The sequence below is a fragment of the Armatimonas sp. genome (genome assembly GCF_031410135.1).
Lineage (GTDB): Bacteria > Armatimonadota > Armatimonadia > Armatimonadales > Armatimonadaceae > Armatimonas.
The window spans coordinates 1-21,815 of the sequence record NZ_JANNYP010000242.1 but is presented as its reverse complement, the minus strand read 5'-3'; the positions used below and the strand labels follow the sequence as shown (position 1 = coordinate 21,815).

Below are 21,815 nucleotides of genomic sequence, written 5' to 3'. Positions count from 1 at the left end.
AAAACTAGCCTTTATCGCCCAGCAGACGGCAGCGGGGGCAGCTCATGCCATTGCCCCCCAGAAACGGAGCCACCAGCTCGCCACAGTGCAGGCAGGGAGCCCAGCCATTGTCCAGCCGCCAGTTCCGCAGGCGCACCTCGGAGAAACGCGTCTTACGCAGGCGCTCGCGCAGGTCGGCGTCTTTGATCATGTAGATACTCTCCTCAATCTGCTGGCGCTCGCGCACCGACAGCTCAATGCTATCGATCTCCACTTCCGGCTCTAGCTTGGGCGTATCGACGGATTTTTTGACCCCACGGCTCTGAAAGTGAATGTCGGTGATGACATAGGCCCGAGGAGCGCCGAGCTTGGCGTTGAGGCGTTTGAGAATATCGGTCTTGTAGAACGTCAGCTCATTGGCCCACACCGACGACTTAGCGGAGACGCGCAGGACACCACCACTCACCCCGAGAACCTCGGTTGCCGCCGCGAGCTGCTCTCCGACCACCTCCGCCCAGACAATAGGAGCGGTGTGTTCCTTGAGCTTGCGTAGCATCTCACGTCCGCCCAGCACCCGCTCCATGTCAATTCCCAGGCGATTGATTTTTCCACCACGTCTCATGAACCTGCCGCCTCGTCGAGAAGCACTGTGAGTGTGCCCTCCGTGGGAGCAACACCGAGTACGGGAAGCGTACTGACGCTCCCCTCGCCTGCTCGCCACCGTACGACTTTCTCTTTTTTATTCGCCCCGGTCACCAAAAACAGCACATTGCGCGCAGCATTGATCAGCAAAAAAGTGAACGTAATGCGATCCACCGGTGGCGGCAAGACTCCCGGCGTCGAGTGCGTGACGAGCTTCCTTGCCGTTAGCGCTTCCTTGCCTGGAAAAAGCGATGCCGTGTGGCCATCGTCGCCCATGCCCAGCAGGATAAGATCGAAGCGCGGCTCTGGTCCCAGTGCTGCTACCAGCTCTCGCTCATACTGCACGGCGCACTCAGCAGCGTCTAAGCTTGTCTCGGCGGGAACAGGATAGGTGATCTTAGGGTTCAGCGGCAGCAGTCGTAGCGCGAGCCCGGCATTACTAAAACGGCTCGCAGGCGAGAGAAACCTATCATCAGAGAAGAACACCACGATTTTTTCCCAGTCCAGCTCCCGCGTGGCCAGGAGTTTATAGAGCCGCTCCGGGGTCGAGCCTCCCGCCAGCGCCACCACAAACTGTCCGCGCGCGGCAATTGCAGCCTCGGCAAGATTAAGAAAACGCGTTGCAGCCTCGGCAGCGACAGCATCTGGATCAGGAAAGGTAAGAAACTCGGGTTGCATCATGACCAGTATACCGACACGATACGATATATTAAGTTCAATGAAAATAGCCGTTGTGACCCATAATGTTATCAAGGGAGATGGCCAGGGACGAGCTAACTTAGAGATCGTTCGCTATGCCAAAAAACAAGGAGCCGAGGTAACCCTCTTTGCAGATCGTGTCGATCCTGCTCTGGTCGCCGAGGGGATAGAGTGGGTGAAAATCCAACCCCGTATTCGGAGCAACTGGCTTGTTCATGGTATTGAGTTCCTCCTTAAGGCAAACCAACTTATTGAAAAAAGACGACATGAATTTGACATAATCCACGGATATGGAGGTAGCTTCACAATAAATCAAGATATTAATACCTCCCAATTTGTGCACTCAGCATGGATGAAAAATCAAATGCATCCTGCCAAGCAGACAAAAGGTTTTTACAGGGCTTATCAATTTACATACTCGAAGTTTAACTCTGTAATTGAGCGAAAATCATATAATTCGTCAAGATTTATTGTGCCTGCTTCCAGTACCGTTCAGAGTGAACTGAATCAGGATCTTGGAATTCCATTATCTAAGATGAAGGTCATTCTAAATGGGGCAGATCCGTTAGAGTTTTATCCTGGTAATGTCGATAGAGCTACTTTAGGATTACCTGTAGCTGTCTCTCTGGCACTATTTGCTGGTGACATTCGTACAGGACGTAAGAATTTGGACTCTGTACTCAAGGCGCTTGTCAAAGTTCCCAAGCTGCACTTGGCCATTGTGGGACGTAAGGCAGAGAGCCCCTTCCCTGAGCTTGCTCAGCAGCTCGGTATTGAATCGCGATGCCACTTCCTTGATTTCCGTACTGATATTGCTGCTATCATGCGTGCCTGCGATTTTTTTGTTTTTCCGTCGCGCTATGAGGCCTGTGCACTTGTTCTGGTGGAAGCACTTACCTCTGGACTCCCGATCATCACGACAGAAACGACGGGAGGCGCTGAGGTGGTGGGAGAAAGTGCGGGCGTGTGTTTGAAAGACACCGAAGACGTGGATGCTTTAGCAGAGGCGATGGGGCGCTTTGCGAGCGACCCGGTGCGTCTTAAGGAAATGTCGGTGGCGGCACGGGCGCACTCGGCGCAATACACGTGGGAAAAGATTGCCAGCACCTACTACGCGCTCTATCAAGAACTTGCTGAGAGTAAGTCGGTGAGAAAGCGCTGAAAGCGCTGGCAAACTTGGGTATAGTCAAAGTGCTTCTCCGCTTGCTGACGAGCTTGAAGAGACTTTGCGGGAAATGCTTCGGGGGATAACGTGTCTAGCCAAGCTGCACACTTTTGGTGAAAGGTACTGCTCGCAGGGTGATAGGGAGGGAGTGCCCAACCTGCTTCCCCAATATAGTCGTAGTAGCCAGGGATTGGGCTCATGGCCACAGGAAGCCCACAGGCGAGGTACTCGGGGAGCTTGGTTGTCAAGCGATAGCTACCTAGGGCATCTAAAGTCTGCGTGATAAAGCCAATATCCATGGCATTTATTGCCTCCACTACCTCATTTTCAGGAAGACGTCCCGTGAAGACCACTCTGTCCCTCAAGTTTGCAGGAAGACGCGCTTCGAGACGAGCTCTCCCATCGCCGTCTCCGACGATGAGCATGGTAATGTCGGTGCGTTTTAGATACTTGAGAGTCTCAACAAGCTCCATACCATAGCAGTATTCTTGACGCGCAACCCATGTCAGTGAACCTACCAAGCCACAGACCAAATTTGCCTGAGGGATCTGGAGCCGCTCCCGAACAGAGCTGCGCTCTTCGGGGGAGAAACGCCGGAAACGCTCTAGCTCCACAGCCCCCTCAATAGTGACCGCACGTGGGGCCCCGAGCTCTAGAGCACGTCCGGTGAGGTAGGGAGTCCAACCAATAAATCCTGCACTGCGGCGATAGAGTTGCTTCTCATAGGCCCCGAAAAGCGCACCTTGCAGTGCCCCTGCCGTTACCTTGAAAAAACCTGCCACCGGATCACCTGAGGAGACAATATAGCGGTGCTTGCTACGTAAAAGAGGAAGTCCTGCCGAAATCCCGGTGCTCTCCAGATAGACCATGTCCCAGGAGTCTTGTAGGAGCTGTTGCATGTGTACAAACCCTGCTTTGCGCGAGCTACGATCTATGTCTACAACAGTGACATCAAACGGCAGAGTTTGTGTAAGGCGGCGGGCACGAAGGCCATGCAAGTTTCCTACCCCTCCTGCATTAACTGCGAGTACTCGGGGTAGTGGGGATTGTGTTGGCATAGGATTACTATACCGTCTAGCTCCCGCGCCGTAGACGCTCGCGGGCCATCTTGATATTGTCTTTCAGCTCGGGGTCTGCGGCGAGGCGGGCGAGTGCTTTGTCGTCGCTCTTGCTACCGAGAAAGCCAATCAGTTCGATGGCATGGGCACGCACAAGGCGCGGGCGCTTGCTGGCGAGAATGGTCATAAGCTCGCGGAGCAGCTCCGCACGCAGCTTTGCACTGCCACCGGGAGCGCAGGCAGCATGTACCTGTTGGGCCATGATCGCTTTGGCGGCCTTGGCCTTGATCAGATCGGAGCCGCTCATGGTATCGGCGAGGGAGAGAAGGGTTTCACGCATGTTTTTATCAGACTCCTTTGAGGCTCCAGGGTGCACGGTACGGCTCGTAGAGAAGCTTATTGGCCTCATCATCACCGATGAACTTCCATTTTTTGGGGTCGTAGGTAAGCTTGCGGCCTAGGACATAGGCGATATTGGCGATAATGGGCAGCACGATTACTTTTACCCCGATCTCCACGTCCATTACTGGTTTTTCACGGGTTCGGATGCAGCGCCGCCAGTTCCGTCGGTGGCGCTCCGTAGGATCTGTATCTTCGGGTTCCATGAAGGCTTTGATGCCGCCTGCGGGCGGCTTGTAGAAGCGGGCTTTCTCTTCCGTGGTACAGCCACCATCGCCCCCCAGCACGATTAGATCGTCTTTATCACCTTTGTAGAGTGCGCCCCATGGGCCCTCGAAGCGCTCGGGAGCCACTCCCGGCTGATCCCAGGTCATGGTCCACTTGGGGTTTGAGAACTCCCACTTTACCTGCATGGTCAGTGGCGCATCGTACACCGAGTTAGGGTTGGTCTTTCCCATCGCCTCGACGGTCACGGGGGAGTCCCAGGCGTCCTGGTTCAGGCACCACATGACCACAGAGAGCACGTGGTTTCCTCTATCGCGGATAAAGCCGCCACCAGAGTCCATGAGCCAGCGGAAGTTGAAGTGGACAATATCAGGGTTGTAGGGCCGCCAGGCAATCGGGCCAAGCCACATCTCCCAGTTTAGCTCGGGGGGCGGTGGGCCTTCCTTGCCGAAGCTATTCTTCTCCACGAAGTTATTGGGATGCCAGACCGTGACATCTTTGACCGTGCCGAGCTGACCATTGCGGATGTAGTCGTAGGCCATCGCCGCGCCGGGGTTGGAGCGCCCTTGTGAGCCGATCTGTACCACTCTCTTGTAGCGCCGCGCCGCCTCGATCATCGCGCGGCCTTCTTCTATCGTCTTACACGTTGGCTTCTCGGAGTAGACATCTTTTCCCGCCTGGCAGGCATGCACCGTCATCAGGGCGTGCCAGTGGTCGGGTGTGCCAATCGTGACCGCATCAATGTCCTTGCGCTCCAGCAGTCGCCGGTAGTCGTCGGTTAGAAACGGTGAGCCCTTAACCTTGGCTGCCGCGTTTTTCAGGTGATTCGCATCCACATCACAGATCGCCGCACACGAGTCGGGGACAATATGGCTACTGCCCATGCCGCCCACCCCGATATGCCCGTAGACAATCTTCTCATTCGCCCCTTTCGGGTTTTGCGGAAAGATCGTCGCAAACGAGTCCACACGCTTCATTGAGTCCATGCCTCCTCGGTTCGACAGGCGCACCTATTCTTCCTCCCAAGCATGCCAGTGCCGCGCAATGAAAGTCAGGCTTAGCGGACTATCAGCTCATTGGTGGAGGAATCGGTTCGTACCAGTCCAATGGCGTTCTTAGTGGTCACTTTGACATCGTAAACTCCTGCGGGCAGGTTGACAAGCTGATCTGCGGACAGCTTCCAAGTGCCATTCAAGTTATCCACCCCTGAGTAAATCTTGCCCGCAATTTCCACCGTCAGGCTTTCCGTCACACTGCCCAAGGTGCCGGTGAGCTCGGCTGCCTGACCACGAACAACCGTGAGCTTGTTTACGGTGACATCTGGCGGCAGTCGGTCGAATTTGAAGAGGCCTAATTCGTAGCCGATCTTGAACTTCTGGGCTTCAAGCACCTGTCGGACTCTGGGAATGAGCCGGGCAGCGTTCCAGTAGTAGATGTGGTTCAAGACATCGGCAGGAAGATTAAGACCCTCTAACTTAGGGCCACCATGAAGGCCGTTCGTCACCTGATTGGTTTCGAGAACTTTTCGTTCGTTTAGAAACCCGCTGGCGGGGGCACCTGCCGCAAAGACATCGGAACCGAAAAGGATCCGGTCACGGTGTTTGATGTAGAAGGCTCTGGCCTTGCTTGGTGTGTACTTCGCCGCTTGGCGCGCGTTGTGGGTGAAGGCTAAGTCAACGAAGACATTCGGATACTGGTCGAATATCTTCCCTAACTTGTCCAGACCTTCGTCGTTTTCCAACATGAAGAGACCATGAGCGAAGATGAAGGTTGTTTTTGGGTGTGCCTTCGCAATCTCAATCGCATCCTCTTCGAACTTTGGAAAGGCGGCGCTGTTTCCTTTGGCATCGCCCGGGTCTCCTGCGTGATAGCCAATCAAGGGCATTCCTAGGCGACCTGCCTCATCAAGCTGTTCATGAATCTTGGGGATCTTGCTGGAGAGAATTGCCCCGTGTGGCCACAGTTTGAGGCCGACAAAACCCTGCTCTTTAAAGGTCTTGATTTCATCGACGCTCCACCAGATGCCTTGACTCGGAATCGTAAAAGCGCCTGGAACAAAAAGAATCCGGTTCTGTAGCTTGTCCTTCACGTAGATCATGTCGTTACTTGGGATCTGTCTGACACTCGCCGGGCTTGCATTTTTGTCGTCGTTATCTTTCACCCAGAACAAACCTGCCAAGCTAATACTGATGGTGCCACCCCATTGGTCCATTGCCTCGACCGATTTTGCATACTGGGTTTTGGCATCCATGTGGGTGTGCATATCCACACGGGGCATAGCGGAGGGCGGGTATATTGCCTGCTGGTCCGCCGCTGCCGAATGTGCCAATGCCATTAGTAAGCAAAGGGCCACTCCGCCGGCAAGGTATAGTTGGGCATCACGTCGGGCACGTGAGATAACGATCTGCCGAGATTTAAAGTAGTTCATGAAGGATTATATCTATAGAAAACGTCCTCCAACCGCAGTAATTTCCGTAATCCTTCACCGCCCGCTGAAGCTGATTTTAATCGGCTGCCCCGCGATTGTTGAAAAAAGCTCCTCCGATTGGAATTGGGAGATCGAAGACAGTGTACTCTCTAGCATGAGCGATCCTATTATAGACGTCCGAGACCTTTACAAGGAGTATCCTGGTGGCACTAAAGCTGTCAATGGGGTGACATTCTCTGTGAAAAAGGGTGAGTTCTTCGGCTTTCTTGGCCCCAATGGTGCGGGCAAGTCCACCACGATGAATATGCTGGTGAACCTGGTTAAGAAGACCAGCGGCACTATCACGATCGCTGGTTTCCAGATTGATGAGAAGCCCGACGAGATCTACAAGCGCGTCGGATTTGCCATGCAGGAGGTTGGGCTTGATGAGACGGCCACCGCCCGCGAGATGCTCCAGCTACACGGCAGGCTCTATCATATGCCCAAGCGCGAGATAGACGAGCAGATCGCAAGGCTCCTGAAGCTGGTAGAGCTGGAAAAAGTGGCGGATCGGTTTACGTCTACCTACTCCGGCGGGATGCGGCGGCGCTTCGACCTCGCGCTGGCACTCATGCACAAGCCATCAGTTCTGTTTCTGGACGAACCAACGACGGGCCTCGATCCCCACGCCCGCCAGCTGATCTGGAGCCACCTGCGCGAGCTGAACCGCGAAGGCATGACGATCTTTTTGACCACACACTTCATGGACGAGGCCGAGGCTCTCTGCGAGCGCATCTGCATCATGGACGGCGGCAAGATCGTCACTGAGGGCACCGTATCGGAGCTTCTCGCCAAACATAACGCTAAAACTTTAGAGCAGGTTTTTCTCTCCACGACGGGAAGCAACCTGGGCAACGAGGAAGCGAATCTCAACGCCAGCGACCCCTACACCCGAAATCGTTAAACCCATGATGCAACACTTTTTTTCCGATTGGTACTATCTCTCGATCCGCAACATCAAGCAGATCTGGCGTCCGGTTCTTGCGCTGATTCCCTCGCTCTTCATCCCGATCTTTTTCTTCGGGGTGAACGCGACCTCGCTTCAGGCATTTGCCAACGCGCCGGGCTTTCCGGCGGGTATCTCCTACAAAGACTTCATCGCACCGACGGCGATCTTTACCGCGATCTTTTTCTCGGCAGGCAACGCGGGTATCGAGCTGGTGCAAGACATTACCAGCGGCTACTTCAAGAAGCTCATCATCATGCCGATTCACCGGCTGGCGATCATTCTGGGTAAGCTGAGCGAGGTTGCGGTTCAGTCCGTGCTTCAGGGAAGCATCGTGTTGCTGCTCTTGCTTGCGGTGGGTGTCCACGTCAAGACGGGCTTTCTGGGTGTGCTGGCAATCTTCGCGATGCTGATTCTCTTTGCGATGGCGTGGAGCTGCATCGGGATGATCGCGGCGCTTCGGACACAGAACGCTCGGCTGGTGCAGAGTATGTTCACGCTGGTGTTTCCGTTTCTCTACGTGACGACCTCGCAGGCCCCCAAGGAGCTGCTCCCCAAGACCTTTGCGCTAATTGCCAGCTACAACCCGGTGACCTACATTATCGAGGGCGTTCGTGCCCTGGTACTCTCCGGATGGAGCGATCCTGCTATCGGCAAGGGCTTCGCGGTTGCTACTGCGCTCTTCGTGCTCCTGGTGTCGCTGGCGGTGGGTTCTTTCCGAAAGGCCCTGAAATAGCAGTAGCTCAGAGTGTTGTGAGTACCGTCCAGCCGCCTCGGACGACGGGGAGTGTGTTTGCGAAGCGCAGGGGCTGCGCCGCGCCTTCCCACGGATCAACGACACGGACCGCGAGCCGGAGCCTCGGAAGCTTGGGGATGCCAACAAGCGACGCTTTCACCGAAAACGGGCCGGGGAGCCAGCGGCGCAGATCGGCACTCGGGCGGGTACGCACCACGTCGCGGCCTGTCTCATCCAGAACGCCAATCTCCAAGGGCCAGTTTCGATAAAACGGCGCGACGCCCTCGTTGATGCCGTCCAGCGTGAGACGGAGACCGCCTTTGGCAACTGTGTCGTAGGTGAGCTTGGTAAGGCGGAAGCTGTAGCCCATGCGCCGCACCAGCGCCTCAGCATGGGTTTTGTGTTCGTCAGTCAAGTCTTTTTCGTTGGCGGGGCAGTACGGCCCGATCCACGAGAAATGAAGCTGCTCGACAGATTTCTGAAGTGTCGGCCAGCCCTCCCCGAGCCATTTTTTCGCTCCCCCCGGCACCATCTCACCGCCAAACGGAGCGGTCTTCCAGTTCTCTGTGCGTCCGGCTTTCTTCAGCGACGGTAGAAACTGCCAGTCATCAGGGCCGAGCGAGTCCTCAGGGATCAGGTCATCGTGGTAGCCCAGCCAGGCGTGGTTCGTGCCCTCGTGGGGGTAGCGTGCGTGAATAGGAACATCGGGGAAGGCCGCTTTGTACGCCGCCACGACCTTCTTCTGGGTCTCCAGCGACGCCATGAGCTTATCCACGGGCCAGGTGTGCCACTCGCCCCAGAAGCCAAGTGTCCCGAGCTGAAGAAACGCGACTCGGGGGTGGGAGTTGTAGCGCTTGCCAAACGCCGCAATAAACCTCAGGAGCGGCTCTAAAAGCTTCGGGTCGTCCCAGTCGGGGCAGAGCCCCTTGCCGACTTCTTTGGTGTCGTAGGGCACTCGCTTCACGCCAGAGTCAATCACCCACTGCGGCAGGCCCGTGGGCTCATTGGGGTACTCCAAAAACAGTCGCAGGATGACGTGCTTGCCGCGTGCCAGCGGGCTCTCCCACTTTTTCTCGAACGCTTCCCAGGCGAAGACACCCGGACTCGGCTCCAGCTCCCGCCAGGAGGCGTAGAAGTAGGCCATCGAGACAGGGAGCGAGTGGACGAAGCCCGGATTCGAGTAGGCGCACCAGCCCTTGAGCGGGTTATCGAGCGGAGAGGGACCTGCGGGTAGAGAGAGCACTTTGGGCATGAGGGGAGTGTACCGAATAAAAAAACGACCTCACTCTCATTAGAGTAGATCGCCTCTAGTCCGTAGTTCCCCACGTGACTATGAGTACAGTATACGGCGAAAACAGCTCTTAATGCCATGAAAAATTCCAAATCAAAGAAAGGAAATTCAAGGGTTTAAGACTGATATCAAGGGATATGGATGCGCCTTAGGAATCTACGAGAGAGAATGACTGAGATTTTTTTGCATTAAAATGTCTCGTTATTGTCTCAATTAAAAAGCTTTCGGGTCTACTCTTCGTCGCGTTGCCGAATGTGCCGCGCGATAAAGCTGTGGAGAAACGCAAAACCTGCCGCTGCAATTCCCAGTGCAAGGCCCACAAAAAAATCACTGCGTGGGGTATTTCTCAAGCACGACGCGGTAAACCCAAGTAAAACAAGGCTGAGTAGCCCCCAGCCCAGCGCCACCAACCACTGGAAGATTTTTGCAATTTGGCGCATGCCACAGAGAAGTGTCAGCGATGCGAAACTGGGTATTGCCATCATGCAGACTGCAAGGGTGATGAGTGCCCGAGGACTGGCAAATAAATACGTGCTGAGCAATCCTGCATAGAGGAAGCACAGAACTACGGCGACAATTTCTAGTGGTGAGAGCCAGGTGCGTTTCTGTCGTTGCATAAGGTTGCTCTACTGCGAAAAAAGATAGGTTTTGCTAACTATGGGGGCATTCGAGGCCGTCTGGGAGTCGAGGAGGCAGAGGAGGTGCTTCCCATCGGGAGACCACTGGAGTGATCTGACATAGGCGAGCTTATCTGGCAGAGGTAGGCGCGACACGGAGCCACTGGTGAGAGAAAACACGCAAAGCTCGGTGATTTCTTCTTGTTTCAGAAACTTACCCCACCAATTGTTCCGTCTCTCCACTGTGACCGCAAGCGTATCTGTGTTGGTGTGTAGAGCGTAGGGCCAGCGCAGAGTTGCCGTCGGGTCGCCGGGGATGGTCAGTGGAGCCGGAGCGGGCGATTTTGTCGCGAGAAAGCGTAGCGCGCGAACGCTGTTAGAGCCCTCTGGGAGCCAGAGCCAGCTTCCGTCACGCCGCCGTCCAAGTAGGGTATCCACCCTCTTTGCGGGAAGCGGGAGTAGTTTGGGGCCATTGGCAAGAGTGTCCACACGGTAGAGCTCAGCGGGGCCTTCGGCGCTGTGGAGCACAGACCAACCTGAGCTATCGGGGAGCCAGAGAACCTCTTGATTCCACATATAGAGACTCGGGCGTGGTGTGCGGGAGAGCTTGCCATCAGGCGGCCAGAGCTGGGTCTTTCCATTGTCTCTCTTCACCAGACGCCAGCGCTCGCCGATTGGGGAGGTGGTGTCGGTGCCTGTCTGAAGTTCTTGTTCCCAGTAGAGAAGCCAATTTCCATCGGGCGAGGGATAGGGGGCACTTCGGGAGAGAAAACGGCGGTTGGGAGCAGGCTCAGGGCCACCGAGTGGTGGCAGCTCGGAAGCGGGTCTTGCTTCCAGAGAAACCGGATTTGCTGAGCACCAGATCGATAGAGCGTGGCTTCCCGTCTCCCGTCGCCAGCCCGAAGGTGACGCGCCACACCCCAGACACGCCAGGCTTACGGTCAGAAGCAAGACGCATTGCGTTTTCATCTTCACATTTTATCGCGCCTTCGGGTACAACAGGGCTATGCGAATGCGTGTTGCTTTCTTGACTTTGGGTTTTGCCACTCTTGCGCTGGCCCAGCCGCCGTCGGTGCCGGGGAGTGGACCACTACCTAGCCTCCACGACCCTCGTGAGGCGCATCTTAAGAACGTGCGCCAGCTGACGTTTGGCGGGCAAAACGCCGAGGCGTACTGGAGCTTTGATGGTAAAAAAGTGATCTTTCAGTACATGAAGGGGGGCGGGGACGCCGACCAGATCTACACCATGCGCCCCGATGGCAGCGGTAAGAAAATGGTTTCCACGGGGAAGGGGCGCTGCACCTGTGCCTATTTCTTAAAAGGCGACAAAGAGATTGTCTTTGCCTCGACACATGGCCACAGCCCCGCGATCCCTCCGGAGCCGGATCGTTCTCAGGGCTATGTCTGGCCGATCTATCCCTACTACGCTATCTACAAGGCCAACGCAGATGGCAGTAATATGCGGCCTTTGTTTCCCGCGAAAGTGGAGCCGGGCAAAGAGTGTGGCTACAACGCCGAGGCGACAGTCTCACCCGACGGAAAGCGGATTATATTCACGTCCACGCGTGACGGCGACTTAGATCTCTATTCCATCAAGCCCGATGGCTCGGATCTCAAGCGTCTCACCAACCGGGTGGGCTACGATGGCGGGGCGTATTTCTCTCCCGACAGCAAAAGAATCGTCTGGCGCTCCTCCGTGCTGCCCGATGCCAAGGCTGTCTCGGACTACAAGAGCTTGCTGAAACAAAATCTGGTGCGTCCGACCTCAATGGAGATCTGGGTCGCCGATGCCGACGGGAAAAACGCGAAGCAAGTAACGCGCAACGGAGCGGCTAACTTTGCGCCGTTCTTCACTCCCGATGGCAAAAAACTGATCTTTGCGTCGAACAGTGGCGATCCTAAGCGCCGGACGTTTGAGGTCTACTTAATCAATCTGGATGGCACGGGGCTGGAGCAAGTGACCTACGGCGCACAGTTTGACTCATTTCCGATGTTCTCCCCCGACGGCAAGAAGCTCATCTGGGCGAGCAATCGCAATGGGAAAGACCACGAGACCAATATCTTTGTCGCGGACTGGGTGAAGTAAGCCCGTAAATCTACCAATAATCGGAGCATGTTGCGACGAAAATTGGTGATCTGGGGAGCACTTTCCCACGCGACCGTGCTGGAGTCGGTTCGGCGTAAAGATCTTTACGTGGCGATGATCCTCTCTTTCTTGATGATTGGGATGGCGGCTCTGGTGGGGCGCTTTGGCGTTCAAGGGCTGGATATCTTCCTCAAGAGCGCCACCTTGACCGTTATTAACCTGCTCTCGGTGATCCTGGCGGTGGTGTTTTCCGCACGCCAACTCCCCGAGGAGATCTCGCGCCGGACGATCTACCCGCTCCTAGCCCGACCTATCTCCCGCACGGACCTGCTGATCGGTAAGTTCCTAGGCGTCTTTTGTCTGGCTGGGCTGGGGCTGCTGGTCTTTGGGCTTATCGGCTGGGGGACTCTGAGTGTTTACGGGATGCATCCCGGAGTGATCTTCTGGCAGTATTTAGCGCTCCGGCTCTTTGTCCTGATGCTGCTTTGTGCCGTCACCGTGACCACATCGGTTTTTCTAACTCCGCAGGCCACGGTCACCATTACACTTCTGATGGCAGTCGGCTCGCAAGCATTCTCGCAGTCGACACTTTTACTTGACAAGACCAGCGATGGTTTTGGGCAAGTGCTAATTCGGGGACTCTACTTTGTGATTCCCGAGCTGAATCTCTTCGATCTCTCCGGGAAAGTGAGCCACGGCTGGAACCCGGTTCCCTTCTGGGTACTGGCAGCTCTCTTTGGCTATGCGCTGATTCATACGCTAGTGGCGCTCTCCGTGGGGGCGGTTCGCTTCCGAAAGGTGGCACTGTGAGAGAGGGCATGGTGGTGGGGCTGTGCTTCGTGGCGCTGGTGGGGGCAGGAAAGCTCGCGCAGAGTGTCCAGCCACAGCTCAAGGCTCCTGTTGGGCTGACACTTCACCAGCAAGAGGCACTGGAAGAGTCCGCTGTCACCTCCGTGTTTGGGGAGTTTCGCGCCTCACTCGCCGATTTTCTCTGGCTGGAGTCGGATCGCTATCTGCACTTTGGAGTCGGCACACGCGGTCGGCTGGAGTCGGAGAAAAAAGACGAAAAAGTTGGCAAAGTCCAGGGAGTGGTCGCGCACGACAGTCATCACGATGAGACGACGGTTGTCCCCAGCGAGGCCTCGGACTGGCGAAGTATTCTAGGGCATATCGAGCGCCAGACCCAGCCCTACATGGACATGTCCAACCATAAAGAGCGTGATGCCAAAGAGGCGCTGCCGCTCTTCCGGCTGATGACCTGGAGCAACCCCCACTTTATCCAGGGCTATGTTCAGGGGGCGATGCAGATGGCCTCTCGGCCCAACAAGCTAGACGAAGCACTGGCGTTCTTACAAGAGGGCGAGCGCAACAACCCCGAGAGCCTCTCGATCCAGACCACCCTGTGTGAGCTGCTTCTGGTGCGCTTCTCCCGCCCTCTGGAGGCCGAACCACATGGCCGTAAGGCGCTAGAGCTACTGGCGGTGCGCGATCCAAAGACGCTAAGCCTAGACGAGAAAGAGGACGCCAACTCCGCCTACCGCTGGCTGGTGATTCTCTACCGAAATCTTGGGGATGAGCAGTCTAAGAAGGAGGAGGCCGAAAAGGCGCGTGCACTCTATGGCATGGCTCGTACTCGGGCCCAAGAGTGTCTAAAGCGCTACCCCGAGGACCCGACGGCGATTCAGTTTTTGCGTAAGTATACGGGGAAGTAGGGGCGGGCTCTTGACAAAAGGGCATCCTTAAGCTAGAATATCCCGTGTCGGCCTGTTACCTGGTAAGGGCGAGTGGTGAAATGGCAGACACGCTGGTCTTAGGAACCAGTGCCGCAAGGCGTAGGGGTTCAAATCCCCTCTCGCCCATAGCCGAGCGGGTATAGTACGCGGGAGTAACTCAGTGGTAGAGTGTCACCTTGCCAAGGTGAAAGTCGAGGGTTCGAACCCCTTCTCCCGCTCTTCGATCTCATCCAAAAGACCGAGGCAGGGTACTGGAGCAGTAGCATCTCCGGTACCTTTTTTGTTGGCTAATCCAAATCTAAATCTATTTGAACTTTAGGAGTGAAAATTCCACCGATGCAGGTGACGACTGAGCAGCTTGACCCCTGCAACATCGCGCTGACCATCTCCGTTGACCCGGAGCGAGTCGAAGTCGCACGCAAGAAAGCCTTCCAACAGGCCGTGGGCAGCCTTCAGCTTCCCGGTTTCCGCCGCGGGAAGGTTCCGCCCCATATCGCTAAGAACTACGTGGATGACGGTCGCGTGAAGCAACGCGCCGCCGAAGCCCTCGTACCCGATGCCTACCGTGAAGCCCTCACGCAGGTCAGTGTGGAGCCCTTTGCCGAACCCGAAATGGAGCTTGTCTCCATGGACGATAACGGTCCTCTGGTCTTCAAGGCACTGGTTCCTCTGCGTCCTCAGATCACGCTGGGGCTCTACAAAGGACTCGAGCTAGAGCGTCGTAAGATCGCCCTCGCCGATGCCGATGTCGAGAAAGAGCTAGAGAACATCCGCGCTCGCTTTGCGGAGTATCCCGAGATTGAGGATCGCGCCTCCGAAACCGGCGACTTTTTGATGGTGGATCTCACCGCCATTGTCGAGGGACAGGATTTGCCCGAGCTCGCCGAGCCCAAAGCTACCATGATCGAGGTCGGGAAGAACATCCCCGATCTGGATGCAGGTCTGCAGGGCCTCAAGAAGGGCGACTCCAAGAGCATCGAGGCGACCTACCCGGAGACCTTTGAGAACGAAGGCCTACGCGGCAAGCGTGGCGTCTTCACCGTGGATGTCAAGGAAGTGCGCGCCCGTGTCCTTCCTGAGCTAACCGATGAGCTGGCACAGCGTGCTCGCCCCAAGGTTAGCACTGTTGAAGAGCTGAAGTCGGAAGTCCGTGCACAGCTGGAAAACGATGCGGTCGAGGCCAGCGAAAACGAGGTGGAGTTCCATCTCGTCAGTAAGATCGTCGAGACCAGCCAGATTTACTTCCCCGAGGTTCTTCTCAAGGCCGAGGTCAACGCCGAGCTAAATCAGCTCGCCCAGACCCTGGAGCAGAATAAAGTAACCCCGGAGCAGTATCTTGCCTCGATTGGTAAGACCGTCGAGCAGCTTCAGTCCGAGATGGCCGTTGGGGCAACCCAGCGTATCAAGAACTCGCTGGTGCTCTCTGAGGTGGCTCGTGCCGAGGGTATCATGGTCGAGGATGCGGACATAGATGCCAAGCTCGCCGAGCGTGCCGGTGAGTCTGGTGTGAGTGTCTCCGCGATTCGTGCCTATGTCGAGTCGCAGGGGAGCCTGGATCGCTTCCGTGATCAGGCCCTCACCGAGAAGATCTTAAACTTCCTCAAAGAAACCAGCAAGATCGCCGAGCGCACTGTCACGACCGCGGAGCTAGAAGCCGAAGAGGCCAGCAAGACAGCGGGGGAAGCCTCTGCCGCTCCTGCTGAGGAAGCCAAGCCCAAGAAACGGGCCGCGACCAAGAAGAAGGCTGATGAGCCTGCTGCAGAGCTTGAAGCGGCCCCTGTTGCCGAGGAAGCCGAAGCGGCTCCGGCGGAGGAGCCCAAGCCCAAGCGAAAAACAAAAAAGGCTGAGGCGGAAGCACCCGCTGAGTCATAATGTAAAATAGAGAGATGGCCCTGGTTAGAAACCGGGGCCATTTAAGTAGGAGTACCATGCCACTAAACATTCCTGGTGTTATTGAGCAAGATGCCCGCGGTAGTCGCGAGCAGGATCTTTTTTCTCGCCTTCTGAAAGATAGAATCATCATCCTCGGGGAAGAGGTAGATGACCAGCAGGCCAGTATTATCGTCGGATCGCTGCTTTTCCTGGAGAAGCAAGACCCCGATCGCGATATCGAGTTCTATGTCAACTCCCCCGGTGGCTCCGTGACCGCAGGGCTCGCCATCTACGACACCATGCAGCTCTTGCGCTGTGATGTGGCCACGATCTGTATGGGAATGGCAGCCTCAATGGGAGCCGTACTTCTTGCTGGTGGCGCAAAAGGCAAGCGCTTTGCTCTGCCCAATGCCCGTGTGATGATCCACCAAGTCAGCGCAGGCTTCCGAGGGACCGCAGGCGATATTGATGTCCAAGCCCGAGAAATATTAAAGACAAATGATCAACTGGCGCGAATATTGCAGAAACATACAAACCAGGATCTCGATAAAATCAAGCACGATATCCAGCGTGACTACTTCCTCTCCTCTGAGGAATCTGTGGCGTATGGGCTGATTGATGAAGTCCTGGTTCGTGACAAACGCTAGTGGGTGTGAAGGGTTTCCGTGCAAGTCCCTTGAACACGCCTGTCTGTAAGTGAAGGGGGCTTGGATGCCGCGTATTGGAGGTTATGATCGCCACGACAACCGCTGTGTGTTGTGTGGTAAGAGCCGCGAGCAGGTTCGGAAGCTGATCCTGGGAGTTCATGGAGGCGTCTGCCTCGACTGTGTGGGACTCTGCAACGATATCATCCGAACTGAGAGTACGCAGGAAGACGTTCTTCCTGCCGGGCACTTGCCCAAGCCACGCGACATTCACCGCCAGCTCAGTAACTATGTTGTCGGGCAGGAGCGTGCCAAGCGCGCACTATCCGTTGCGGTCTATAACCACTATAAGCGCATCCAGGCTCCCGCGAGTGATGTTGAGCTTCAGAAGTCCAATATTCTCTTACTGGGGCCCACGGGAAGCGGCAAGACACTGCTTGCCCAGACCCTCGCCCGTGTGCTCAATGTTCCCTTCGCCATCGCCGATGCCACTGCACTCACCGAGGCAGGCTATGTGGGGGAAGATGTTGAAAACATTCTTCTTAAGCTGATCCAGGCCGCCGATAACGGCGACACGCTCCCCAATATCATCAAGCGAGCCGAGCGGGGGATTATCTACATTGATGAGATTGATAAGATCGCCCGCAAGTCCGACTCGCCCTCGATCACCCGTGATGTCTCGGGCGAAGGGGTTCAGCAGGCACTTCTTAAGATTCTAGAGGGGACAATGGCCAATGTCCCGCCTCAGGGAGGCCGCAAGCACCCCCAGCAAGAGTACGTTCAGATTGACACCAGCAATATTTTGTTTATCTGTGGTGGCGCATTTGACGGCCTGAGTGAGATTATCGAGCAGCGGCGCAACCGCAAGAGCCTAGGCTTCCGTGCCAGCTTGGCCGCTGAGGTGGACTCTATTGAGGACGATCCCTTCTCCCATGTGCTCCCAGATGACCTCCAGCGCTACGGCCTGATCCCTGAGTTTATCGGGCGACTTCCGGTGACAGCAGCTCTGGCCCCGCTAGACGAAGCCGCTCTGGTGCGAATCCTCACCGAGCCGCGCAATGCCCTGACCCGCCAGTACCACCGCTTCTTTGAACTCGATGGGGTGGATCTGCGCTTCACGGACGGCGCTCTCACGGAGATTGCCCGCCAGGCCATTGCGCGCAAGACCGGTGCCCGCGCTCTCCGAACCATTATCGAAGAGGCAACTCTGGACATCATGTACGAAGTGCCGTCCCAGCGTGAGATCGAGGAAGTTGTGATCACCGAAGCGACCATCCGCGACAAGCAAGCCCCCGATATCCGCTACTTCAACCGCGCCGCGTAGAAACCATCTCTCCCAATGCCCCTGCCCTCTGGCAGGGGCTTTTTGTTTTTCGCGGTACCATAGATCCTATGGAAAAACGGGTTTTAGGCCGCACGGGTATGGAGATCTCTGTGCTGGGCTTTGGTGGGGCGGAGATCGGCTTTGAGCAGGCGAGCATAGATCAGACCGCGCGACTGCTTGGCTCGGCGCTCGATGCCGGGCTGAATGTGATTGATACTGCGGAGTGCTACGGCTCCGGCGAGACGGCCAGCGAGCACTTGATCGGGCAGGCCGTGAGCCACCGGCGTAGCGAGTTTTTTCTCTTTACCAAGGGCGGCCATAGAGCGGGGCTGGAGCACGAGGACTGGACGCCGGAGCTGCTCACGGCGGGGATTGAGCGTAGCCTGAAGCGCCTCAAGACCGACTATTTAGACTTGGTACAGCTCCACTCCTGCAGCCTCTCAGTGCTTCAGCAAGGCGAGGTGATCGCCGCACTGCAAGCAGCCAAAGCTGCCGGGAAGACGCGCTTTATCGGTTACAGCGGCGAGAACGAGGCCGCTGAGTACGCCGTCTCTTGTGGGGTGTTCGACACGCTTCAGACCAGCATCAATCTCGCCGATCAGCGGGGAATCTCGTGCTGGGTAAAGTCGGCGGCAGAGGCAGGGATGGGAATTATCGCCAAGCGGCCCATCGCCAATGCCTGCTGGACGTGGCCCACCGAGGACGAGTGCCCGGCCTACCCTCGGCCCTACTGGCAGCGCCTCCAATCACTCGCCTACCCTGGGCTCTCGATTGAACGCGCCCTACGCTTCACGCTCACCGTGCCCGGTGTCACCACGGCGATTGTGGGAACCAAGAACCCCGAGCGCTGGGCGCAGAACGCAGCGCTTCTTGCTAGCGGCCCGCTCCCTGCCGAGGAGTTCGAGGCGATTCGCGCACGCTGGCAACAAATCGCCCCCGACGACTGGCTAGGGCAGGTCTAGACTTGCCCGAAAGGCTCTTTGGCGGCGGACTTGGCGACTTGGCGCAGTAGTGTCGCGAGGACTTCGGTGCGGTCCACACCCGAGAGGGCGAGGGCAGTCTGGGTTTCGATGTAGCCAAGCGGCACGCCCATGTCCAGACGCTCGCCGCTGGTCTCGACGGCGACGTAGCGCTCTTGCGATCTTAGCATCTCCTGGCTGCTGGTGAGCTGGATCTCGCCTTTCTCGCGGATGTTATTGTCAATATGGTGCGCCAGACAATCAAAGAGGCTGGGCGGGAAGACGTGCATCCCAAAGAAACAGAGGTAGTAGCCACGCTTCACCCCAGGAGTCTGGAGGTGCTCGGCGGCGTAGTCAATGGAGGGTTTCTCCATGATCTGTTCCACGTCGTAGATGGGCGGGTCGCTCTGGCCGAGCCGCTCCCCTTTGACGGTGCCAAAGAGATGCAGGTGGTCGTCGGGGGTCTGCTGCACGGCGGAGACGGCGCACTTCGTTACTGCGTAGGTATCCATCACCTGCTGGGCGCAGCGCTTCTTGCTGTTGGAGATATAGACATGGTCGCCCAGTAGCAAGAGAAACGGCTCGTCGCCCACGAAGTCTTTTGCCTGGTAGACCGCGTGGCCGTAGCCCTCGGGAGTGGTCTGCTCGACATAGGTGATGCGCTCCTCGATCCGCCGCAGCGTATCCGCCTGTGCCAGCGCCCACTCCTTGCCCTTGAAGACCTTACGCTCGTCGTCTTTGAGCCGTGAGAAGTGCTCTTTAAAGGGCTTGGCTCCGCCGGGTGAGACGACGATGCAGATGTCCTCGATCCCGGATGCCAGGCACTCCTCGATAATAATCTGGATGGTCGGCTTGGTTATACCATCGCGATCCACGAGCGGCAGCATCTCTTTTTGAATGGAGCGTGTGGCCGGAAACTGCCGTGTCCCCCGCCCCGCTGCGGTGATAACCGCCTTACGCACGATGCTCACGAAGTTCCTCCAAGAGCACCTGTAGCGTGGGCTCGATCTGGTCTTTCAGCGTCTGGTTCGCATACCCGCACCAGCTCACAGCGGCGCGGATGTCCAGTGGCGCGGAGAGAGCCGAACCACGCTCATCCGTCACAAAGACACCAGCTTCACGAGCGATCAGCTCGGTGCAGATGTCATACGGATGGCAGACCAGCTTGGGGGGCAGACCCAGCGCCTCAAAGAACACGGGGCGCAGATCCGCGATAAAGCGATCGTGACCCACTAGAAGCTCGTAGAGCTGTCCGCCCGTGGTCATGTACTGGTCGTCGAAGACCACCGGGTTCTCGCCATCCTCGGGGGCTACAGCCAACATCAGTTTCTCTTCCAGTGTTGCGGTTGCGCCCTTGGCGGGCGGGAAGAACTTGGCGAGGCTGGCAAATCCGTGTGCCAGCGAGTGCGAGCGCGAGGGGCGCATGGGAGTAGCTTTGCGCTCGCCGGTCACTAAGTTCTTGGTTTCGCGGTTTGCCCCCTGGCCTTTGATCGCCCAGAGCTGGTCGGCCAGCAGCGCCCGCGTGGTGGGGAGCTCGGTCATCACGGCTACTTCGATATCGGCGAGCGTGGTGCCACGGCCTTTGTTGGGCGCGATCCCCGCCAGCGCCCAGGCGGAGCGCTTGTTGTACATGATGTTGCGCGTTCCATCTATCGGGTCCACAATCAGCAAAAACGCGGCATCGGCTTCATCGGTGCCTTCGGGGAAGACCTGCCAGCCTGCACCCTCGATGCCCTCAGAGATCAGCACTAAGGGCGCTTCTCTTGCCCACTCGGTGCAGAAGTGGTGCAGGACTTCGTCGGCATGGGCATCAATCTGGTAGATCGTGTCGCCACCACGCACATCCGCGACGCCCGAGAGCGCCTCTGTGGCCGCTTCCTCCTGGGTCTTGACATCAGCGAGCAGCCGGGTCTGCATGGCATCTTGCAGGCTGCGTAGCTGCTCGACATAGTGCTCCGGTGATTTCTTTAACATACTTTACGTATTATGGCCGCATTTAGTAATTTTGTCTAGGTGCTCTGTCGCCCCCGCTTACGAAACGGAAAATATCCTATGTTTAGGGCTGGGACTCGTGAAAGTGACGGGGTGATCTGTCAGGGTAGGGGTCGAGATGATAGCGACTTGTGCAAGATCCTTCCGCGTCATCGTTTTCACAGCAGCGCCTCCTACTGTGCAATGTACTCGGTGAGGGCCTAGGCGGATACCCAAATCTCCACCCAACTCCTCTGCGCCTGGTAAAAAAACCGTTTCTCCCGAAGTCTTGCGCCCGCGCTATCGGACTCTGCAAGCTATGCAAACTCGTCAAAATCGGCTGCATGAAACATAACGAGGCTTATCGGACGAGGCAGAGCATAGCCAGAACGCCAAAGGGCCGGGGATTTCTCCCCAGCCCTCGTTAAGCCGCCACAGTGCAGCTACCCCTACCTACAGGTAGTTCTCTACCTCTTGCGACGCGCTACGATGCCACCGACCACGCCTAGGGCGAGGAGGGCGAGAGTGCCGGGTTCGGGAGCAACGCCGCCCGACGAGGAAGTCCTCTGGGTGCAAGTGAGAAACTTTCACGCCTAATCCACCACTAGTGGCAAGATTGCTTTATACTTCCGGTATCGACTGCCGTCGCCCAGTGAGCAAAGACTGCCCACGTCGGCGCACCGCGAACGAGAAAGAGGCTTATTGCCATGACACCAGTAACGACAACGACGACAAACACTAAGACAACGACGGGCAAGACTAACACCACGACCAAGACAACGACCGTCTTTCAGAAGGCACCTTTTCGGGTACTTGCTGCCCTGCTCCTGATCGAGGGCGTGATGATCGGTCAGGTACTCTCTCGACCAGGCGCGGCACAGACCGGCGCGGCAGAGGACTGCAACCAAATTAGTGATCCTGAGGCGCGAGCAGCCTGTTGGTTAAAAAAAACTACGTCAGCAAAACAGCCTTGATGGTTACCGGGTAAAATCCTCGTGAGGA

22 protein-coding genes, 2 tRNA genes and 1 pseudogene are annotated in these 21,815 nt (G+C 56.8%); 13 read left to right on the top strand and 12 right to left on the bottom strand.

Annotated elements, in window-relative coordinates; translation table 11 throughout:
• Nucleotides 1-4 precede the first annotated feature (4 nt).
• Entirely contained in the window at nucleotides 5-601 is a 597-nt protein-coding gene (locus RMO15_RS08845) for a DUF721 domain-containing protein (RefSeq protein ID WP_309710770.1), read from the bottom strand.
• Nucleotides 598-1,302 (bottom strand): 6-phosphogluconolactonase, encoded by a 705-nt coding sequence (pgl, locus tag RMO15_RS08840; RefSeq protein WP_309710767.1) that lies wholly within the window; start codon nucleotides 1,300-1,302, stop codon nucleotides 598-600. The genes RMO15_RS08845 and pgl overlap by 4 nt, the downstream gene beginning before the upstream one ends.
• A 37-nt stretch (nucleotides 1,303-1,339) precedes the next feature.
• Here pgl and RMO15_RS08835 point away from each other — a divergent pair, with 37 nt between their 5' ends.
• Nucleotides 1,340-2,482, top strand: a complete 1,143-nt coding sequence (locus RMO15_RS08835; protein ID WP_309710765.1) for a glycosyltransferase family 4 protein — start codon at nucleotides 1,340-1,342, stop codon at nucleotides 2,480-2,482.
• Here the strand turns inward: RMO15_RS08835 and RMO15_RS08830 are convergent.
• The 4 genes from RMO15_RS08830 to RMO15_RS08815 are packed head-to-tail and all read right to left on the bottom strand — an operon-like array spanning nucleotide 2,443 to nucleotide 6,595.
• A complete protein-coding gene (locus RMO15_RS08830; protein ID WP_309710763.1) occupies nucleotides 2,443-3,543 on the bottom strand; it encodes a glycosyltransferase in 1,101 nt (366 codons plus the stop codon). The genes RMO15_RS08835 and RMO15_RS08830 overlap by 40 nt on opposite strands.
• A gap of 16 nt (nucleotides 3,544-3,559) precedes the next feature.
• On the bottom strand, nucleotides 3,560-3,883 hold the full coding sequence (locus tag RMO15_RS08825; protein ID WP_309710760.1) for a hypothetical protein: 324 nt from the start codon (nucleotides 3,881-3,883) through the stop codon (nucleotides 3,560-3,562).
• Between the two features lie 7 nt (nucleotides 3,884-3,890).
• Nucleotides 3,891-5,177 (bottom strand): Gfo/Idh/MocA family oxidoreductase, encoded by a 1,287-nt coding sequence (locus tag RMO15_RS08820; RefSeq protein WP_309710758.1) that lies wholly within the window; start codon nucleotides 5,175-5,177, stop codon nucleotides 3,891-3,893.
• 47 nt (nucleotides 5,178-5,224) lie between these two features.
• Nucleotides 5,225-6,595: an amidohydrolase family protein gene (locus tag RMO15_RS08815; RefSeq protein WP_309710754.1), complete on the bottom strand. Its 1,371-nt coding sequence runs from the start codon at nucleotides 6,593-6,595 to the stop codon at nucleotides 5,225-5,227.
• A gap of 154 nt (nucleotides 6,596-6,749) precedes the next feature.
• On the opposite strand from RMO15_RS08815, the gene RMO15_RS08810 reads away from it, so the two are divergent.
• Together RMO15_RS08810 and RMO15_RS08805 are read left to right on the top strand one after the other, a co-directional pair.
• Nucleotides 6,750-7,538, top strand: a complete 789-nt coding sequence (locus RMO15_RS08810) for an ABC transporter ATP-binding protein (RefSeq protein WP_309710751.1) — start codon at nucleotides 6,750-6,752, stop codon at nucleotides 7,536-7,538.
• 4 nt (nucleotides 7,539-7,542) lie between these two features.
• Nucleotides 7,543-8,316 carry an ABC transporter permease gene (locus RMO15_RS08805; RefSeq protein ID WP_309710748.1) on the top strand — a complete coding sequence of 258 codons (774 nt, stop codon included), beginning with the start codon at nucleotides 7,543-7,545 and terminating at the stop codon, nucleotides 8,314-8,316.
• A 7-nt stretch (nucleotides 8,317-8,323) separates the two neighbouring features.
• Here RMO15_RS08805 and RMO15_RS08800 read toward each other — a convergent pair whose 3' ends face one another.
• The 3 genes from RMO15_RS08800 to RMO15_RS08790 form a co-directional block, all read right to left on the bottom strand.
• The gene (locus tag RMO15_RS08800) at nucleotides 8,324-9,568 is read right to left on the bottom strand and encodes a DUF4832 domain-containing protein (RefSeq protein ID WP_309710745.1); all 1,245 of its coding nucleotides are present in this window, start codon (nucleotides 9,566-9,568) and stop codon (nucleotides 8,324-8,326) included.
• Between the two features lie 269 nt (nucleotides 9,569-9,837).
• The gene (locus RMO15_RS08795; protein ID WP_309710743.1) at nucleotides 9,838-10,224 is read right to left on the bottom strand and encodes a hypothetical protein; all 387 of its coding nucleotides are present in this window, start codon (nucleotides 10,222-10,224) and stop codon (nucleotides 9,838-9,840) included.
• A 9-nt stretch (nucleotides 10,225-10,233) separates the two neighbouring features.
• Nucleotides 10,234-11,193 carry a hypothetical protein gene (locus RMO15_RS08790; protein ID WP_309710740.1) on the bottom strand — a complete coding sequence of 320 codons (960 nt, stop codon included), beginning with the start codon at nucleotides 11,191-11,193 and terminating at the stop codon, nucleotides 10,234-10,236.
• A 37-nt stretch (nucleotides 11,194-11,230) separates the two neighbouring features.
• On the opposite strand from RMO15_RS08790, the gene RMO15_RS08785 reads away from it, so the two are divergent.
• The 9 genes from RMO15_RS08785 (at nucleotide 11,231) to RMO15_RS08745 (ending at nucleotide 18,845) form a co-directional block, all read left to right on the top strand.
• Nucleotides 11,231-12,310: a hypothetical protein gene (locus tag RMO15_RS08785; RefSeq protein WP_309710739.1), complete on the top strand. Its 1,080-nt coding sequence runs from the start codon at nucleotides 11,231-11,233 to the stop codon at nucleotides 12,308-12,310.
• Nucleotides 12,311-12,337: 27 nt separating this feature from the next.
• Complete coding sequence (locus tag RMO15_RS08780) at nucleotides 12,338-13,120, top strand: ABC transporter permease (protein ID WP_309710736.1); 783 nt, start codon at nucleotides 12,338-12,340, stop codon at nucleotides 13,118-13,120.
• Nucleotides 13,117-14,022 carry a hypothetical protein gene (locus RMO15_RS08775; protein ID WP_309710731.1) on the top strand — a complete coding sequence of 302 codons (906 nt, stop codon included), beginning with the start codon at nucleotides 13,117-13,119 and terminating at the stop codon, nucleotides 14,020-14,022. The genes RMO15_RS08780 and RMO15_RS08775 overlap by 4 nt, the downstream gene beginning before the upstream one ends.
• A 66-nt stretch (nucleotides 14,023-14,088) precedes the next feature.
• A tRNA-Leu gene (locus tag RMO15_RS08770) sits at nucleotides 14,089-14,169 on the top strand.
• Between the two features lie 20 nt (nucleotides 14,170-14,189).
• A tRNA-Gly gene (locus RMO15_RS08765) sits at nucleotides 14,190-14,261 on the top strand.
• A gap of 118 nt (nucleotides 14,262-14,379) precedes the next feature.
• The gene (gene tig / locus RMO15_RS08760) at nucleotides 14,380-15,915 is read left to right on the top strand and encodes a trigger factor (protein ID WP_309710728.1); all 1,536 of its coding nucleotides are present in this window, start codon (nucleotides 14,380-14,382) and stop codon (nucleotides 15,913-15,915) included.
• Nucleotides 15,916-15,971: 56 nt separating this feature from the next.
• Nucleotides 15,972-16,562, top strand: coding sequence for an ATP-dependent Clp protease proteolytic subunit (locus RMO15_RS08755; RefSeq protein ID WP_309710725.1), 591 nt, complete (start codon nucleotides 15,972-15,974; stop codon nucleotides 16,560-16,562).
• Nucleotides 16,563-16,626: 64 nt separating this feature from the next.
• Complete coding sequence (clpX, locus tag RMO15_RS08750; protein WP_309710722.1) at nucleotides 16,627-17,883, top strand: ATP-dependent Clp protease ATP-binding subunit ClpX; 1,257 nt, start codon at nucleotides 16,627-16,629, stop codon at nucleotides 17,881-17,883.
• A gap of 68 nt (nucleotides 17,884-17,951) precedes the next feature.
• Entirely contained in the window at nucleotides 17,952-18,845 is an 894-nt protein-coding gene (locus RMO15_RS08745) for an aldo/keto reductase (RefSeq protein ID WP_309710720.1), read from the top strand.
• On the opposite strand, the gene RMO15_RS08740 is transcribed toward RMO15_RS08745, so the two are convergent.
• The 3 genes and pseudogenes from RMO15_RS08740 to RMO15_RS33225 all read right to left on the bottom strand — a co-directional run.
• Nucleotides 18,842-19,813, bottom strand: a complete 972-nt coding sequence (locus tag RMO15_RS08740) for a sugar phosphate nucleotidyltransferase (RefSeq protein ID WP_309710718.1) — start codon at nucleotides 19,811-19,813, stop codon at nucleotides 18,842-18,844. The two genes, RMO15_RS08745 and RMO15_RS08740, sit on opposite strands and share 4 nt — an antisense overlap.
• Nucleotides 19,797-20,816: a hypothetical protein gene (locus RMO15_RS08735; protein ID WP_309710717.1), complete on the bottom strand. Its 1,020-nt coding sequence runs from the start codon at nucleotides 20,814-20,816 to the stop codon at nucleotides 19,797-19,799. Before RMO15_RS08735 ends, RMO15_RS08740 begins: the two co-directional genes overlap by 17 nt.
• Nucleotides 20,817-21,280: 464 nt before the next feature.
• Nucleotides 21,281-21,349, bottom strand: a pseudogene (locus tag RMO15_RS33225) (PEP-CTERM sorting domain-containing protein); the annotation flags it as partial.
• Nucleotides 21,350-21,520: 171 nt separating this feature from the next.
• Between RMO15_RS33225 and RMO15_RS08730 the strand changes: the two are divergent.
• Entirely contained in the window at nucleotides 21,521-21,787 is a 267-nt protein-coding gene (locus RMO15_RS08730; RefSeq protein ID WP_309710715.1) for a hypothetical protein, read from the top strand.
• The last annotated feature ends 28 nt before the right edge of the window (nucleotides 21,788-21,815 follow it).

Bases quoted from the DNA above. Each gene is read 5' to 3' on its own strand.
- RMO15_RS08845 (WP_309710770.1), bottom strand. From the start codon at position 601: ATGAGACGTGGTGGAAAAATCAATCGCCTGGGAATTGACATGGAGCGG.
- pgl (WP_309710767.1), bottom strand. From the start codon at position 1,302: ATGATGCAACCCGAGTTTCTTACCTTTCCTGATCCAGATGCTGTCGCT.
- RMO15_RS08835 (WP_309710765.1), top strand. From the start codon at position 1,340: ATGAAAATAGCCGTTGTGACCCATAATGTTATCAAGGGAGATGGCCAG.
- RMO15_RS08830 (WP_309710763.1), bottom strand. From the start codon at position 3,543: ATGCCAACACAATCCCCACTACCCCGAGTACTCGCAGTTAATGCAGGA.
- RMO15_RS08825 (WP_309710760.1), bottom strand. From the start codon at position 3,883: ATGCGTGAAACCCTTCTCTCCCTCGCCGATACCATGAGCGGCTCCGAT.
- RMO15_RS08815 (WP_309710754.1), bottom strand. From the start codon at position 6,595: ATGAACTACTTTAAATCTCGGCAGATCGTTATCTCACGTGCCCGACGT.
- RMO15_RS08810 (WP_309710751.1), top strand. From the start codon at position 6,750: ATGAGCGATCCTATTATAGACGTCCGAGACCTTTACAAGGAGTATCCT.
- RMO15_RS08805 (WP_309710748.1), top strand. From the start codon at position 7,543: ATGATGCAACACTTTTTTTCCGATTGGTACTATCTCTCGATCCGCAAC.
- RMO15_RS08800 (WP_309710745.1), bottom strand. From the start codon at position 9,568: ATGCCCAAAGTGCTCTCTCTACCCGCAGGTCCCTCTCCGCTCGATAAC.
- RMO15_RS08795 (WP_309710743.1), bottom strand. From the start codon at position 10,224: ATGCAACGACAGAAACGCACCTGGCTCTCACCACTAGAAATTGTCGCC.
- RMO15_RS08790 (WP_309710740.1), bottom strand. From the start codon at position 11,193: ATGAAAACGCAATGCGTCTTGCTTCTGACCGTAAGCCTGGCGTGTCTG.
- RMO15_RS08785 (WP_309710739.1), top strand. From the start codon at position 11,231: ATGCGAATGCGTGTTGCTTTCTTGACTTTGGGTTTTGCCACTCTTGCG.
- RMO15_RS08780 (WP_309710736.1), top strand. From the start codon at position 12,338: ATGTTGCGACGAAAATTGGTGATCTGGGGAGCACTTTCCCACGCGACC.
- tig (WP_309710728.1), top strand. From the start codon at position 14,380: ATGCAGGTGACGACTGAGCAGCTTGACCCCTGCAACATCGCGCTGACC.
- RMO15_RS08755 (WP_309710725.1), top strand. From the start codon at position 15,972: ATGCCACTAAACATTCCTGGTGTTATTGAGCAAGATGCCCGCGGTAGT.
- clpX (WP_309710722.1), top strand. From the start codon at position 16,627: ATGCCGCGTATTGGAGGTTATGATCGCCACGACAACCGCTGTGTGTTG.
- RMO15_RS08745 (WP_309710720.1), top strand. From the start codon at position 17,952: ATGGAAAAACGGGTTTTAGGCCGCACGGGTATGGAGATCTCTGTGCTG.
- RMO15_RS08735 (WP_309710717.1), bottom strand. From the start codon at position 20,816: ATGTTAAAGAAATCACCGGAGCACTATGTCGAGCAGCTACGCAGCCTG.
- RMO15_RS08730 (WP_309710715.1), top strand. From the start codon at position 21,521: ATGACACCAGTAACGACAACGACGACAAACACTAAGACAACGACGGGC.